Genomic DNA, 15150 nt, shown 5'->3' on the forward strand with positions numbered 1-15150 from the left:
GCAAGAAAAAGTAAGGTGCAAATCCGATATCGGAAATCGACACTGCGATTCCCCAATTGGGGTCAACTCAAAGGAGATTCGCGATGTCGACCAAAACTGGCTTCTACACCATCATCTCGTTCGTCGGCGGCGGTATCCGTGGCCTGCTGTCGGCCACCATCCTGCAGCGCTTGTGCGACGCCAATCCGGCGTTGCTGGACCTGACGAAGATGTTCGCGGGCTGCTCGACGGGGGCGATCATCAGCAGCGAATTGCTGGCGGGCAAGCAGCCCGAGAACCTGATCGATCTGTTCAAACACGAGGTGGGGTTCTACAACGCCATGAACCCCGATCCGAGAAAGCCCGCCTACCCGATCGACGAGGTACTGGTCAGCCAGGAGAAGCTCCATGGAACGACACCGATCGCCGATGCGCGGCACGACGTGCTGCTCGTCTCGTTCAACGTCGGCGGCGTCGAACCGGACCAGAACGACGGCAAGATGATGCCCACTCCCTGGAAGCCGATGATGTTCACCAACATGCTCGGCACGGAGCGGGACAAGGCGGATGGCCTCGAGGGAAATGCCGAGACGCCGATCGCGCATGCGGCGACTTCCAGCGGCGCCATGCCGGGACAACTCGGCTCGATGAACGGCAATGTCGATGGCGCCTTCTTCAATCACGACCCCACGGTTGCCGCGATCGCCCTCGCGGTCCGCAACGGCTATTCCCTCGACCAGATCGCCGCGATCACGATCGGAACGGGCTACATGCCCTACTGGCTGCAAAGCGATACCCACGACTGGGGCGCCACGCAGTGGATGAATGGCGACGACAACCCCTTCGACAACATCACGCCGTTCCTCATGAACCAGAAGGGCTCGTCGCCGGTGCTCGACATGAGTCTCAACGGGACTTCGACGGAACTCATGCCGAACATCGCCAAGATGCTGCTGGGCGACCGCTACGTGAACCTCAATCCGAGGCTGCCGTGCTTCATTCCCGAAAATTCGACCAATGAGCAGGCGCTCTCGCTGCTGGAGCGCCACGGGAACAGCGTGGACATCACGGGCGCGCTGGCGCTGATCGATGCCTACTGGAAGCGGGACGTGGTGGCGTCAGGCCCGGCCGTGGGCCGCTCTTCGTCGGCGCCCGCGAAGACGGCGGCGCAGAAGGCCAGTCACATCGATCCGCTGAAGACGGAGTTCTTCATCCGCCACAAGGGCAACATCGTTCGCGTGCTCGACATCAAGGACGCATCGAGTGCGTCCGGGGCGCAGGTCATCGCCTACAGCCGCAAACCCATGACGGACCCGAGCGTGAAGAACCAGCTCTGGAAGTTCGTGCCCTCCACCGAGAAAGGTTGGTGGTACCTGGAGACGGCGATGGGAACCGGCTTCGTCATGACCTTGTCGGGCGGCGATACTGGCGTCGCTCCGAAGCTGATCATGCAGGCGCGCCAGGACGCCGCACGGGACCGCCAGCTCTGGAGCCTGGTGTCGACCGAGCAGCTCGGCTACTTCTTCATCCAGAACAAGGCCGCGCCCGTCGATGTTCCGAGCGTGAATCCGGACTCGTACGTGCCCCTGTGCATCGGCGTCGAGATCGATCACACCGAGGACTGCTATGGGGTGCCGCTGAACTACGAGCACGACACGCCCATGGCGTTCTGCTTCCTGCCACCGGGCGATGAGGAGCTGTCGGCAAGGCGCTGACGCAAGCGGAGGGCGGTGGGCTCACCCCTCCAGCACCTCCCTCACCTTCACCGCCAACGCCTCCAGCGTGAACGGCTTCCCGATCAGCTCCACCCCCGCGTCGAGCACCCCGTTGTGCACCACCGCGTTGCGCGTGTAGCCGGTGGTGAACAGGATCTTCACCGCGGGCCAGCGGCGGCGCACTTCCTCGGCGAGCTTGGCGCCGTTGACCTCGGGCATGACGACGTCGGTGAACAGCAGCGCGATCTCGGGATGGGCCTCGAGCTGGCGCAGGGCGGCGGCGGCGCCATCGGCCTCGAGCACGCGGTAGCCGAGCTCGGTCAACGCGTCGACGCTGAACTGGCGCACGGCCGGCTCGTCCTCCACCACCAGCACCACCTCCTGCATCTCGCCGAGCGGCACCTCATCGGCGCGCTCGGCATCGGGATCTTCCGCACCGGCACCGGCGAAGCGCGGCAGGTAGACCTTGACGGTGGTGCCGTGGCCCACCTCCGAATAGATCTTCACGTGGCCGCCGGTCTGCTTGACGAAGCCGTAGACCTGGCTCAGGCCGAGGCCGGTGCCTTTGCCGACGCCCTTGGTGGTGAAGAAGGGGTCGAAGGCCTTGGCGATGACCTCCTCGCTCATGCCCATGCCGGTGTCGGTCACGGCGATCATCACGTACTGCCCCGAGGGCACGCCCAGGTGGGTGCTGGCGTAGTGGCCGTCGAGGTGGGCGTTCTGGGTCTCGATGGTGAGGCGGCCGCCCTCGGGCATGGCGTCGCGCGCATTCACCGCGAGGTTGAGGATGACGTTCTCGAGCTGGTTCGGGTCGGCGTGCGCGCGCCACAGGCCGCCGGCCAGCACGGTCTCGAGCTGCACCTCGGCGCCGAGCGCGCGGCGCAGCAGGTCGGACATGCCGGCCACCAGCTTGTTGGCGTCGATGGCCTCGGGCCGCAGCGGCTGCTGGCGCGAGAAGGCGAGCAGCCGCTGGGTCAGCACGGCGGCGCGGCGCGCGCCGTCCATGGCCGATTCGGTGTAGCGCTGGGCGCGCGGATCGCTGTCGCCCATGCGGCGCTTGAGCAGCTCGAGCGAGCCCATGACCACGGCCAGCATGTTGTTGAAGTCGTGCGCGATGCCGCCGGTGAGCTGGCCCACGGCCTCCATCTTCTGCGACTGGTGCAGCCGCTCGTGCGCGAGCTCGAGCTCGGCGGTGCGCGCCTTCACGCGCTCCTCGAGCTGCGTGTTGGCATGCTGCACGGCATCGAACAGCCGCGCGTTGTCGATCGCGATCGCGGCCTGCGCGGCCAGGCCGACCATCACGCGTTCCGAGCGCTCGCTGAACATGCCGGTGCGCACATGGCCGAAGAACAGCCCGCCGATGACCTCGCCCGAGCGCGAGACCACGGGCACGGCGAGGTAGCTGCGCACCGGCAGGTGGCCCTTGGGCATGCCCTTGTGCGGCGGGTTCTGCGCATAGCGCGGATCCGCGAGGATGTCGTCCGAGCGGATCACGCCCTCGCCGCGGAAGGTGGGCGCGAAGACCGCGGTGGCGCGCGGCATGCCGAAGTTCTCGAAGGCGGCGCGGTCGGCGCCCGAGAGCGAATAGAGCATGTAGCGCTCGCCGGCATCGTCGAGCACGTTGTAGAAGAAGGCGCCAAAGCTCGCGCCCGTGAGTTCCACGCCGGCATCGACCACGTGCTGCACCAGCTTCTGCAGGTCGAGCTCGGCGGCGATCTGCGCGCCGGTGCCGTTGATGATCTCCAGCGTCTGCGTCTCCATCGCGAGCCGGTCGCGGCTGTCGCGCAGCCGCGCCTCGATGCGTGCGCGCTCGGCAGCGTCCCAGGTGCGCTCGGCGGTCAGCTCGGCCAGCTCGATCTCGTGCGGTGTCCACGTCCTGGGCGCGGCCTGGTGCAGGTAGAAGACGGCCCGCAGCGCGCCCGCGCGCAGCAGCGGCACCACGACCAGCGCGCGCGTGCCGATGCTCTCCCAGGTGTCGGCATACGCGCCGCCCGCGCGCGCATCGGCGCGGAAGTCCGCGATGACCAGCGTGCGACCGGCCTTGAGCTCGGCCACCACCTCGGGGCCGAAGCCGTCGAGCACGCGCGATTCGCCCGCGAGGCCGGGCATGGCGCCGGCGCTCCAGTCGCGCGCCACGGTCACGTGCTTCTGCGTGGCATCGACCACGCCATAACCCGCGCGTCCCACCGCGAGATGGCGGCCCAGCAGTTCGGCGGCGGCGCGGGTCACGGCCACCGGGTCGGCGAGGTCGCGCACCGTGTCGCTGAGCTTGAGCAGGAAGCGCTCGCGCTCCTCCACCGATTTGCGCTCCGAGATGTCGCGGTAGAAGATCGCGAGCCCGTCGCCCGAGGGATAGGCGCGCATCTCGATCCAGGCGCTGCGGCCGCTGGGCCAGGTGTAGAAGTGCTCGATCTCGACGCGCCGGCGCTCGCTCATCGCCTGGCGGTAGAGCCGGCCGAAGGCGCTGTCGAGCGTGCCCGGCCAGGCGTCCCACAGGGTGCGGCCGAGGATCTCCTCGCGCGAGCGCGTCTCCAGCCGCATGCCCTCGGCATTGATGGCCAGCACGCGGTACTCGGCGTCGACCAGCACGAAGCCCTCGGCCATGCCCTCGAGCACGCCGCTGGCGCGCGCTTCGCTCTCGCGCAGCGCGGCCTCGGCATGCACGCGCTCGGTGGTCTCGATGACGATCGCCAGCACGCCGGCGGGGCGGCCGCTCTCGTCGAGCACCGGGGAGTAGTCGAGGTTCATCCACACCGGCTCGGGCTTGCCGTGGCGGTGCAGCACCAGCTCCTGGTCCTTGAAGGCCAGGGTGCCGCCGGCCAGGCCGACCTTCATCACGTGGTCGTTGAAGTCCGCCACCTCGGGCCAGCCCTGGCGCACCTCGGAGCCCAGCAGCTGCGGATGACGGCCGCCTGCGAACACCGAATAGGCGTCGTTGTAGATCATGAAGCCGGGCTCGCCCCACAGCATCACGATCGGCACCGGCGAGCGCAGCAGCAGGCTGGTCGCGGTCCGCAGGCTCTGCGGCCAGGCAGCGATCGGCCCGAGCGAGGTGCGCTCCCAGGGGAAGTCGCGCACCAGGCGGCCCAGTTCGCCGCCGCCCTCGAGGAAGGCCAGATGCGTGTGTTCTCCTTCGTCGTCCGTTCGCTGCGTGTTGCCGGAACCGTCCATCATTGCCTGTGCCTTTCGTGGGCGAGCCGCCGCCTCGCCGGGCGGAAATGCCGGCAAATATAGAGGGGCGCGGTGCCGGCGGGAAGTCAGCGGGTTTCAACCCCGGCCGAGGGGCGGGCGCTGACAGGCCGGAAGGACGGGAGGCTGCGCGCCGCGCGCGCCGTTCAGCGCTGCGACTTGCGCAATCGGTGGATCAGGAACGCCTCGAGCAGCTCGGCCGCCTTGCGCCCCGGCAGCGGCGCCGTGGCCAGCCAGGCCTCGGACTCGGGCAGCGCGGGCAGGCCCTCCTTGGCGCCGAGGATGCGCAGCCGCTTGGAGATCGTGGCCTCGCGGAACACGCCCACCGCGATGCCGGCACGCACCGCCGCTTCGAGCCCGGTGACGGTGGTGCTGGTGTAGGCGATGCGCCAGGGGATGCCGGCGCGGTCGAGCGCGTGGGTGGCCCAGTCGCGCAGCATCGCGCCCTCGGGGTTGAGCGCCAGCGGCAGCGGCCGTTGCAGGTGCGTCGACGAGCCCGGCGCGGCGGCCCAGACGATGCGCGACTTCGACAGCGGCAGTCCCTCGCCCGAGCCGACCGGGCCGATGCCGATGACCATGTCGTAGCGCGCGCCCAGCTCCGCGTGCATCAGCGACGACACGCCATGCTGCAGCTCGACGTGGATGCGCGGATGCAGCCGGCAGAACTCGGCGATCAGCGCCGGCAGCACGCGCGTGGCGTAGTGCTCGATCGAGCCCAGGCGCACGCTGCCCGAGACCTCCTGCGCATCGACGTCGCGAAACAGCTGGTCGTTGAGCCGCAGCATCTGGCGCGCCAGCGGCAGCAGCTGCAGGCCCTCGGCCGTGGGTACCAGCTTGCGGCTGCCGCGCTCCACCAGCTGCACGCCCAGCTGCTCCTCGAGTCGGCGCATCTGCATGCTGACCGCCGACTGCGTGCGCGACAGCGCCTTGGCCGCGGTGGTGAAGCTGCCGATGCGCACCAGCGTGTCGAACACGCGCAGCAGGTCGATGTCGGCCGTGTGGCTGCGCGGGGCGGGGGTGTTCGGGGTCGGCATGGGGCCTCGATTCAATCACGAAACGTGATGGAAGCGATCATCAAACATCACGTTCCAAGCTGGATCGCGGGTCAAGAATGAAGCCTCACGGGACCCATGAGCCCGAACAGGAGACCGCATCCATGCATCACCCCCCGTCCTTCTCGCCGCCGCGGCGGCGCCTGCTGCAGGGCGCGCTCGCGGCCTCGGTCGTGCCCGCCTGGGTGCGGCCGGCGCGGGCCGCGGCGCCCTGGCCGCAGAAGCCCGTGCGGCTGGTCGTCGGCTTTCCGCCGGGTTCCTCGCCCGACGCCCTGGCGCGCACCGTCGCCGATCCGCTGGCGCAGGTGCTGGGCCAGGCGGTGATCGTCGAGAACAAGGTCGGCGCCGCCGGCACCATCGGCGTGACCGCGGTGGCCCGGGCCACCGATGGCCACACCATCGGCCTGACTGGCAACGGCCCGCTGACCACCGCCAAGCTGCTGAACCCCGCCGTGCCCTACGACGTGGCGCGCGACCTGCGGCCGATCTCGCTGGTGGGCAGCAGCCCCTTCGTGCTGGCCGGTAGCACCGACATGCCCGCCACCGACCTGCGCGGCCTGCTGGCCCATGCCCGCTCGCGCGGCGACCGGCTCAGCTACGGCTCGGTCGGGCCGGGCTCGGGCTCGCACCTGGCGATGGAACTGCTCAAGACGCTGAGCGGCATCCAGGCGGTGCACGTGCCGTTTCCGGGCTTTCCGCAGGTGGCGACCGCGCTGATGGGGCAGCAGATCGACCTGTCGTTCATGATCCCGTCGATCGCCGTGCCGCAGGCGCGCAACGGGCGGCTGCGGCTCTATGGCGTCAGCACCGCCGCGCCGTTCCCGGCCTTCGCGGACCTGCCGCCGCTGCAGTCGGCGCTGGCGGCCGGCCAGTCCTTCGACGTGGCCTCGTGGAACGCGATCTTCGGCCCCGCGAGCCTGCCGGCGCCTGTGGTGCAGCGGCTGTCGGAAGAGATCGCGCGCATCCTCAAGGCGCCCGAGGTGCGGCAGCGGCTGTTCGACCAGGGCTGGCAGGCGCTGGGCACCGCGCCAGAGGCGCTGACGCGCACCATCGCCCAGGACACGGCGATGTGGGGCGGCGTGATCCAGCGCACCGGCGTGCGCAGCGAATGAGGGGCCGCGCATGAAACGCCGACACCTCCTCTCGGGCGCGGCCGGCATCGCCGGTGCCAGCCTTGCATCGGCCGCCCTCGCGCAACCGGCGCGCGCGGCACAGCCCTCGACCTTCGTGCTCGTGCACGGCGCCTGGCATGGCGGCTGGTGCTGGTCGCGCGTGGCGGCACGGCTGCGCGAACGCGGCCATGCGGTGTACACGCCCACGCTCACCGGCCTCGGCGAGCGGCGCCACCTGATCTCGCCGCAGGTCAATCTCGACACCCACGTGGAGGACGTCGTCAACCTGCTGCAGTTCGAGGAACTCGAGCGCGTGGTGCTGGTGGGCCACAGCTACGCGGGCATCGTGATCTCGGGCGTGGCCGACCGCGTGCCGCAGAGGCTGCGCCAGCTCGTCTACCTCGATGCCTTGCTGCTCGAGCCCGGCAAGAGCCTGTTCTCGGACTTCCCGCCGGCCGTGGTCGAGCAGCGCCTGAAGGCCATCCGCGAGACGGGTGGCGGCGTGGGCGCCGCCGCCGCGCTGCCGCCCTCGGCCTTCGGCGTGAAGGACCCGGCCGATGCCGCCTGGGTCGCGCGCCACCTCACGCCGCAGCCCGTGGGCACCTACCTGCAGCCGCTGCTGCTGAAGGCGCCGCTGGGCAACGGCCTGCCCAAGACCTGCATCGAGTGCACGGGCGACCCGATCGCCACGCTCGAACCCACCAAGGCGCGCGTGCGCGCCGATGCCGGCTGGCAACTGCGCACGCTGGCCACCGGGCACGACGCCATGGTCACCGCGCCCGCGGCGCTGACCGAACTGCTGACCGATCTCGCGGCCCCGGCCGCTTCTTCTTCCTGAATGAAAGCCTCGCGATGGGAACCCTGACCCCCGAAGAACGCCATTTTTTCCGCTCCGACGTGCATGCGCGCCAGGGCGAGCGCCGCACGCGCCAGCCGCACGGCCACATCACCGAACCGGCGCGCCAGGTGCCGGTGCACGAGCGTTGCGACGTGCTGGTGCTCGGCGGCGGCCCGTCGGGCGTGGCGGCGGCCGTGGCCGCGGCGCGCAGCGGCGCGCGCACGGTGCTGCTCGAGCGCTACAACCACCTGGGCGGCCTGTCGACCGGTGGCCTCGTGATCTGGATCGACCGCATGACCGACTGGTCGGGCCGGCACGTGATCCAGGGCCTGGCGGCCGAGTTCATGGACCGCCTGGGCCGCGAGGCCGTCGCGGGCCCGCCGCGCGAGGACTGGGGTTCGCGCGACGCCGCCAAGGCCGAGCACTGGTCGCTGCGCACCGCGGCCTTCCACGGCGTGGTCACCCATTCGCCGACCATCGACCCCGAGATGCTCAAGGGCGTGTATCACCAGATGGTGCGCGAGGCCGGCGTCGACCTGATCCTGCACGGCTGGATGGTCGCGCCGATCGCCGAGGCCGGGCGCGTGACCGGCGCCGTGTTCGAGAGCAAGCAGGGCCGGCGCGCCATCCTCGCGCGCGTGGTGGTCGACACCACGGGCGAGGGCGACCTCTACGCCGCCGCGGGCGCGGCCTTCTCGTCCGACATCGACGCGCACGACATCCACCACTGCATCAACACCTCGTGGTTGTTCGCGGGCGTCGACATGCGGCGCTGGCTCGACTTCCGCGCGCACCAGCCGCAGGCCTACTCGGCGCTGCTGGCGCAGGGGCGCGAGACGCTGGGCAGCTTCGAGAAGCCCATCGTCTCCTGGCGCGACGACGTCGCCACCTTCCTCGGTCCGCGCAAGTCGGGCTTCAGCGCGCTCGACGTCGACGAGATGACGCAGGTCGAATGGGAGTCGCGCCGCAGCATGGCCGAGCACCTGGCCTTCTACCGCGCGCATGCGCCGGGCTTCGAGCAGGCCTGGCCGATGCTGATGGCGCCGCAGATCGGCACCCGGCATGGCCGGCGCCTCGCGGGCGTGAAGAGCGTGCGGCGCGCGGACTGGGACGCGGGCGCGGTCGAGGCCGACGAGATCGGCATCAGCCCCAGTCCCTCGCCGAAGTTCCCGAACATCTCGGTGCCCTACGGCGCGCTGGTGCCCGAGCGGCTCGACGGCGTGCTCGCCGCGGGCAAGCACATCTCGTGCGACACCAACTCGCACGGCTTCATGCGCGAGATCCCGCAATGCTGGCTCACGGGCCAGGCGGCCGGCACCGCGGCCGCGCTGGCGGCCGATGCGGGCGTGCTGCCGCGCGAGGTCGACGTGGGCCGGCTGCAGGCGCTGTTGATGGCGCAGGGCGTGCCGCTGCGGCAGACCGCGCCGGTGGCCACGGAAGCGCAGGCGACCGCATGAGCTTCCGGCTCGCACTGGCCCATCTCGGCATGCTCGATGCGGCGCCGCCGCGGCTGGTCGAGGCCGCGCATGCGGCGGGCTTCGCGGGTGTCGGCATCCGCTTGCTGCCCGCGCGTCTCGGCGAGGCGCCATTCCCGATGGCCGTGGGCGGCGCGATGCTGCGCGAGACGCTGGCGCGGCTGAGCGACCTGGGCATGGCGGTGCACGACATCGAGATCGCGCGCATCAAGCCGGGCTTCGACGCCGCGGCACTGGCCGGCGTGCTCGAATCGGCACAGGCGTTGGGCGCGCGCTGCCTCATGGTCAATGTCGACGATGCCGATCTCGCGCGCGCCGCCGACGGCATCGCCGCGCTGGCCGAACGGGCGCGGCCGCATGGGCTGTCGCTCGGCGTCGAGTTCATGGTCTACACCGCCGCGCGCAGCCTGGCCGATGCACAGCGGCTGGTGGCCGCGGTGCCAGCGTCCGATGCGCGCATCGTGGTCGATGCCTTGCACTTCTGCCGCGCCGGCTGCCAGCTGTCGGACCTGCATGCCGAGCGGATCGACCACGGCTTCATGCAGATCAACGACGCGCCCGCGCAGCGCCACCCGGGCCTCTCGCCCGCCGAAGAAGGCCGGGCCCACCGGCTGTTTCCGGGCGAGGGCGCGCTGCCGCTGGCCGCGCTGCTCGCCTCCCTGGCCGGCGATGCACTGCTGTCGGTCGAGGCACCCAGCGCCATCCGCATGGCCACGATGGATCCTCATGCGCGCGCCGCGGCCGCCTATCGCGCCACCACCTCCTTCCTGCAACGAAACGGCTTCGCCCATGCCTGACAACACCCTCGACTGGAACGGCCTCAAGCTCGACGGCAGCACCGCCGTGCTCGGCATCATCGGCGACCCGATCGCGCAGGTGAAGGCGCCGCTGCCGCTGACGCAGCGTCTGCAGCGGCGCGGCCTCAACGCCGTGCTGGTGCCGCTGCATGTGCGCGCCGACGACGTGGCGCCGCTGCTGCAGAGCCTGCATGCGGTGCGCAACCTCGCGGGCATCGTCGTCACCGTGCCGCACAAGCAGCAGGTGGCGGCACTGCCGATCGAACTGCTGCGTGCGGCGCGCGAGGCCCGCGCCGTGAACGTGCTGCGCCGCCATGGCCAGGGCTGGCAGGGCGAACTGCTCGATGGCGCCGGCTTTCTCGCGGGCCTGGTGCGCAACGGCTTCGAGGTGCGGGGCCGCAGCGTCGGCCTCGCGGGCGCCGGTGGCGCGGGCAATGCGATCGCCTTCGCGCTCGCCGCCGCGGGTGCCGCCTCCATCGACATCCGCGATGCCGACGACGCGAAGTGTGCCGATCTCGTCGCGCGGTTGCGTGCATCGGGCTGCAACGCCGGCGCATGGGATGGCGAGAGCCCGCGCGACCTGCTCGTCAACGCCACGCCCGCCGGCATGCGCGCGGACGACCCGCTGCCGATCGCGCCCTCGGCGATCCGCGCGGGCCAGACGGTGGCCGACGTGATCATGGAGCCGCCCACCACCGCGCTGCTCGCGCTCGCCGAATCCATGGGTGCGCGCATCGTGCACGGCCGCCACATGATGGACGAGCAGCTCGAGGCCATGGCCGACTTCTTCGCCGAGGTGCTGCGATGAGCGCGCCTTTCTTCCCTGGTTTCGAGGCGCGCAACATCGAACTCGGCGATGCGCGGATCCACGTCGAAGTCGGCGGCAGTGGACCGCCTTTGCTGCTGTTGCATGGCTACCCGCAGACGCACGTGGCCTGGCACCGCGTCGCGCCCGTGCTCGCACGGCATTTCACCGTGGTCGCGCCCGACCTGCGCGGCTATGGCGACAGCACCGGGCCCGCCGGCGATCCGCTGCACCTCAACCACTGCAAGCGCACGCTGGCCGCCGACCAGCTCGCGCTGATGCGCGCGCTGGGCTTCGAGCGCTTCGCCGTCATGGCCCACGACCGCGGCGCGCGCGTGGGCTACCGGCTCGCGCTCGACACGCCCGAGGCCGTGCGCTGCTTCGTCTCGCTCACCGTGATTCCCACCGAGGAGATGTGGAAGCGCGCCGGCATGGCCTTCGGGCTCAAGGCCTTCCACTGGTACCTGTTCGCGCAGCCCTTCGACCTGCCCGAGCGCATGCTGCGCGCCGATCCCGCCTACTACCTCGACTGGACCCTGCGCAACATGGTGCAGAAGGTCGACGCCATCACGCCCGAGGCGCTGGCCGAGTACCACCGCGCCTTCGCGAAGGAATCGGTGCGCCACGCGATGCTCGAGGACTACCGCGCCGCCGCCTCGATCGACCTGCAGCACGACCGCGAGGACCTCGCGGCCGGCCGTCGCCTGGCCTGCCCGGTGCAGGTGCTGTGGAGCGCGTCGAACAGCGCGCGGCCCGACCCGGCCGAAGTCTGGAAGACCTGGGCCGACACCGTGGAGGGCGGCACCGTCGACTGCGGCCACCTGATGGCCGAGGAGGCGCCCGACGAGGTGCTGGCACACGTGCTGCCGTTCCTGCGGCGCCACGCCTGAAGGGCCGCACCCGGATTCACGAAGGAGAAGAAGACCATGAGAGACAGGACCCTCCGCTTGCGCCTGCTGGCGCCGCTGTGCATCGCACTGGCGCTGTTGCAGTCCGCCTTTGCGCACGCGCAACCCCAGCCACCCGTTCGCCTGAGCGGCCTGCAGGACGCGGCGCTCGCGCGCCAGCAGGAGTTCTTTCCATCGACCGCGTTCGACACCGTGCATGCGGGCGGCTGCGGCGTGATGGAGGGCATCGCCACCGCCTCGGACGGCAGCGTCTATTTCACCGAGATCACGCGCTCGGTCGGCTGCAGCGATGCCAGGGGCGTGCAGAGCGGCCGCATCTGGGTGATTCCGCCGGGCGGGCGGCCGCGCGTGTTCCGCGAGCCCAGCAACATGGCGGCGGGCCTGGCCATCGATGCGCAGGACCGCCTGGTGGCGGCCGAGGGCGCCGACTTCGGCGGTCGTCGTGTGTCGGTCACCGATCTGCGCAGCGGCGAGTACCGCGTGGTCGCCTACTTCCACGACAACCGGCAGCTCAATGCGCCCAACGACGTGGCCATCGACCGCGCGGGCCGCATCTATTTCTCCGACCTGCGGCTGTTCGGCCCCGAGACCATCGAGCAGCGCATCCATGCCGTCTACCGGCTCGACCCGCCGGCCGCGGGCAGCGGCGCCAAGGGCCTGTGGCCCATCGTCCGCATCCTCGGCGACAACGCCAAGGTCAACGGCGTCGAGCTCTCGCCCGACGGGCGCACGCTCTATGCAGGCCTGTGCGACCCTGGCAGCAACGCGCTCGGCGAGCAGGGCCCGGCCCCGCTCGACCGCACCGGTTCGGGCGGCCTGCTGGCCTATGCGCTCGATGCCGCGGGCCAGCCCGGTGCGCCGCGCGTGCTGCTCGATCTCGAGAAGGCCGGCTGCGTCGACGGCATGGCCACCGACACCGAGGGCAACGTCTATCTCGCGCTGCCATCCTCGCCCGGCGGGCCGGGCCTCTATGTGCTCACGCCCGCGGGCCAGCTCGTGGCGCGGCTCGTGCTGCCGAACCGCGAGAGCCCGGTGAACGTGGGTTTCGGCCGCGGCGCCGAGGCGAACATGCTCTACGTGGCGACCGTGGGCGTGGGCAAGGTGTACCGGCTGCGCGTGGGCAAGAGCGGATCGGTACCCGCGCCCTGAGGTCGAGGGCCCGCGTCAGGGCTGCGCCTGGCCGCGCGGTCGCATGCCGGTGGCGCGCTTGAAGGAACGCGAGAGCGCGAGCCCGTTCGAGTAGCCCACCTGCTGCGCCACCTGGTCGAGCGTGAGCCGCTGCTCCTTCAGCAGGCGCGCGGCGATGCGCATGCGCGTGTGGAAGAGGTAGCGCAGCGGCGGCAGGCCGAACTGCTGGCTGAAGCGCGAAGCGAAGGCGCTGCGGCTCAGGTGGCACAGCGCCGCCAGCGCATCGACGGTCCAGTTGCGCGCGGGATGCTCGTGCATCGCGAGCACGGCCGTCGAGAGCTGGCGATCGCGGCGTCCGGGCGCGGCCTCCAGTCCCACCGCATGGGCCGGGTCGGCGAAGTGGCGCGACAGCAGCATGCGCAGGATGCCGTTGATCGAAGGCCCCATCGCCATCGCATTGCCGGCGTCGAGGTCGGAGATCCAGCGCACCCAGTCGACCACGCGCGCATCCCCGGCGCCTTCGCCGGCCTTGCAGTGCACCACCTCGGGCAACAGCGCCATCAGCGGGTGTTCCATCAGGGCGCTGGTCTCGAAGAAGCTGCCCGCGACGAGCGCGTCGTTCTCGGAGCCCACCGCATAGACACCGTGGCGATTGCGAAAGCCTGCGCGAACCAGGTCCTCGATGCCGCGCGGCACGACCTGTTCGTCGCGAAAGACCAGGTGCACGCCGCCACGCGGCAGGAACAGGATGTCGCCCTTGTTCGCGAGATGAACCCCGTCGGCCATCCGCACGCGCCAGCCGTCGTCGCAGAACACGTACAGCGGCGCATGCGAGCGGCTGCGGACCTCGACCGCGTCGTTCGCCGCGCAGCGGTACTGGAAGCTCAGCACCGGCTCGAACCAGAGGCGTGCGATGAGCCGTTCGGTGTCGGGTGCGGTCTCGTGCGGGGCTGCGTGGTGGCGCCCGCGCTTGAAGGTCTTCGACATGCGAGGAAGAAATCGGAAAACAGCGGATGCTAGTGATCGCGCGCCTGCTTGACACTCCGCCGGAGGTCCTAGGGTGCCCCTTGCCGCGTTGGCCATTGGCGATAGACCTTAGGGTGCGAGGATCAGCACCAGCGTCTGGCTCGGCGCGATGCGCGCGCCCATGGCGTTGGTGCTGTTCTGCATCGTGGTGCTGGTGAGGCGGGTGGCGGGCATGCCGTGGTAGAGAACGGTGGTGGACCCGGTCGTATGGCGGCTCGGCCCCATCACCGTGCCCGAGGCCACGCCGAGCAGCACGCCCGCGTTGTCGCCGTTGGTCATGGGGATGGTGGTGGCCATGTTGTGGACCGGGCCGCCCATGATCAGCACGGTCGGGCAGTTCGGTATGGCCATCGGTCCCATCGCGATGTTGGGGTAGGGCACCGGGATCGGCGACGGCGCGGCCGGCGTCATGCAGACGTCGGGAAAGGCCATGTCGGTGCCCATGAGCTGGCAGTTCGAGAACATCGCGGCCTCACCCGAAGTGGATCTGGCCGCCGCGCGCCTTGACCAGCTTCTCGCCGTCGATCAGCGTGTGTTCCGAGCTGATGCGCAACAGCGTGTCGGCCTCCTGCTCGAGGTGTTCCGCATGGACGCGGTCCAGTCCCTCGGTGCGCCGCAGGTAGCTGCGGCTGAAATGGCTGACCCGGTCGAACACGCTGTGGAGCATGGCGCCGACGAACCGCACCTGCCGGCTCATGAGGCTCATGCGCTCGCCGACGAAAAGCGTCTCGTCGGCCGTGAACTCGACGCTGCGCGAGCGGACCGCGAAGCGCGGGCTGTCGATGCGCACATCCGCGCCCGCGATCGCGAGTCCGCCGCCGACTTCGAGCCGCGCCGGCCCGTCGCAATGCCAGGTCTGCGGCGTGCCCTCCGCGCGGTCGAGCACCGCGGTGATCCACCATTCGCCGATCGCCACGCGCATGCAGGCGACGCTGTCGCCGACCTCGGGCCGCAGCAGGCAGCTGGCGGCGCGTCGCGCCCGATGGCTCGCACCGGCATCGGCCACGGTCCAGCCGTCGGGCAGCGCGGCGGTGACGATCGCCACGAAGGCCTCGGCGCGGGTGGAAGGGGCGAGGCGCTCGAGCGCCGGGAGGTTCGACATGGTGTCCGTGCTTTCGTCTTCTTC

General features: G+C 70.7%; 13 protein-coding genes. 8 read left to right on the plus strand and 5 right to left on the minus strand.

What is annotated here, in order from left to right; translation table 11 throughout:
* The first annotated feature begins 83 nt into the window (after positions 1-83).
* On the plus strand, positions 84-1694 hold the full coding sequence (locus BM109_RS20530) for a patatin-like phospholipase family protein (protein WP_093346366.1): 1611 nt from the start codon (positions 84-86) through the stop codon (positions 1692-1694).
* 21 nt (positions 1695-1715) lie between these two features.
* Here the strand turns inward: BM109_RS20530 and BM109_RS41650 are convergent, their stop codons facing one another.
* Both BM109_RS41650 and BM109_RS20540 read right to left on the minus strand, forming a co-directional pair.
* Complete coding sequence (locus tag BM109_RS41650) at positions 1716-4868, minus strand: PAS domain-containing protein (RefSeq protein WP_143129213.1); 3153 nt, start codon at positions 4866-4868, stop codon at positions 1716-1718.
* Between the two features lie 161 nt (positions 4869-5029).
* Entirely contained in the window at positions 5030-5917 is an 888-nt protein-coding gene (locus BM109_RS20540) for a LysR substrate-binding domain-containing protein (RefSeq protein WP_057589983.1), read from the minus strand.
* Between the two features lie 122 nt (positions 5918-6039).
* Here BM109_RS20540 and BM109_RS20545 point away from each other — a divergent pair, with 122 nt between their 5' ends.
* The 7 genes from BM109_RS20545 to BM109_RS20575 are packed head-to-tail and all read left to right on the plus strand — an operon-like array spanning position 6040 to position 13019.
* Positions 6040-7047 (plus strand): Bug family tripartite tricarboxylate transporter substrate binding protein, encoded by a 1008-nt coding sequence (locus BM109_RS20545; protein ID WP_093346370.1) that lies wholly within the window; start codon positions 6040-6042, stop codon positions 7045-7047.
* A 10-nt stretch (positions 7048-7057) separates the two neighbouring features.
* Positions 7058-7885 (plus strand): alpha/beta fold hydrolase, encoded by an 828-nt coding sequence (locus BM109_RS20550; RefSeq protein WP_093346373.1) that lies wholly within the window; start codon positions 7058-7060, stop codon positions 7883-7885.
* A 14-nt stretch (positions 7886-7899) separates the two neighbouring features.
* A complete protein-coding gene (locus BM109_RS20555) occupies positions 7900-9342 on the plus strand; it encodes an FAD-dependent oxidoreductase (protein WP_093346375.1) in 1443 nt (480 codons plus the stop codon).
* Positions 9339-10157: a sugar phosphate isomerase/epimerase family protein gene (locus tag BM109_RS20560; protein WP_093346378.1), complete on the plus strand. Its 819-nt coding sequence runs from the start codon at positions 9339-9341 to the stop codon at positions 10155-10157. The genes BM109_RS20555 and BM109_RS20560 overlap by 4 nt, the downstream gene beginning before the upstream one ends.
* Positions 10150-10965, plus strand: a complete 816-nt coding sequence (locus BM109_RS20565) for a shikimate dehydrogenase family protein (RefSeq protein ID WP_177239413.1) — start codon at positions 10150-10152, stop codon at positions 10963-10965. The genes BM109_RS20560 and BM109_RS20565 overlap by 8 nt, the downstream gene beginning before the upstream one ends.
* Positions 10962-11852, plus strand: coding sequence for an alpha/beta fold hydrolase (locus BM109_RS20570; RefSeq protein WP_093346383.1), 891 nt, complete (start codon positions 10962-10964; stop codon positions 11850-11852). Before BM109_RS20565 ends, BM109_RS20570 begins: the two co-directional genes overlap by 4 nt.
* 36 nt (positions 11853-11888) lie before the next feature.
* A complete protein-coding gene (locus tag BM109_RS20575; protein WP_093346386.1) occupies positions 11889-13019 on the plus strand; it encodes an SMP-30/gluconolactonase/LRE family protein in 1131 nt (376 codons plus the stop codon).
* A gap of 15 nt (positions 13020-13034) precedes the next feature.
* Here BM109_RS20575 and BM109_RS20580 read toward each other — a convergent pair whose 3' ends face one another.
* The 3 genes from BM109_RS20580 to BM109_RS20590 form a co-directional block, all read right to left on the minus strand.
* A complete protein-coding gene (locus BM109_RS20580) occupies positions 13035-13985 on the minus strand; it encodes a helix-turn-helix transcriptional regulator (RefSeq protein ID WP_177239414.1) in 951 nt (316 codons plus the stop codon).
* Positions 13986-14093: 108 nt separating this feature from the next.
* Positions 14094-14489 carry a DUF4150 domain-containing protein gene (locus tag BM109_RS20585; RefSeq protein ID WP_093346393.1) on the minus strand — a complete coding sequence of 132 codons (396 nt, stop codon included), beginning with the start codon at positions 14487-14489 and terminating at the stop codon, positions 14094-14096.
* Positions 14490-14496: 7 nt separating this feature from the next.
* Positions 14497-15126, minus strand: a complete 630-nt coding sequence (locus tag BM109_RS20590) for a DUF3540 domain-containing protein (RefSeq protein ID WP_093346396.1) — start codon at positions 15124-15126, stop codon at positions 14497-14499.
* Positions 15127-15150 lie beyond the last annotated feature (24 nt).

Source organism: Variovorax sp. PDC80 (genome assembly GCF_900115375.1).
GTDB lineage: Bacteria > Pseudomonadota > Gammaproteobacteria > Burkholderiales > Burkholderiaceae_C > Variovorax.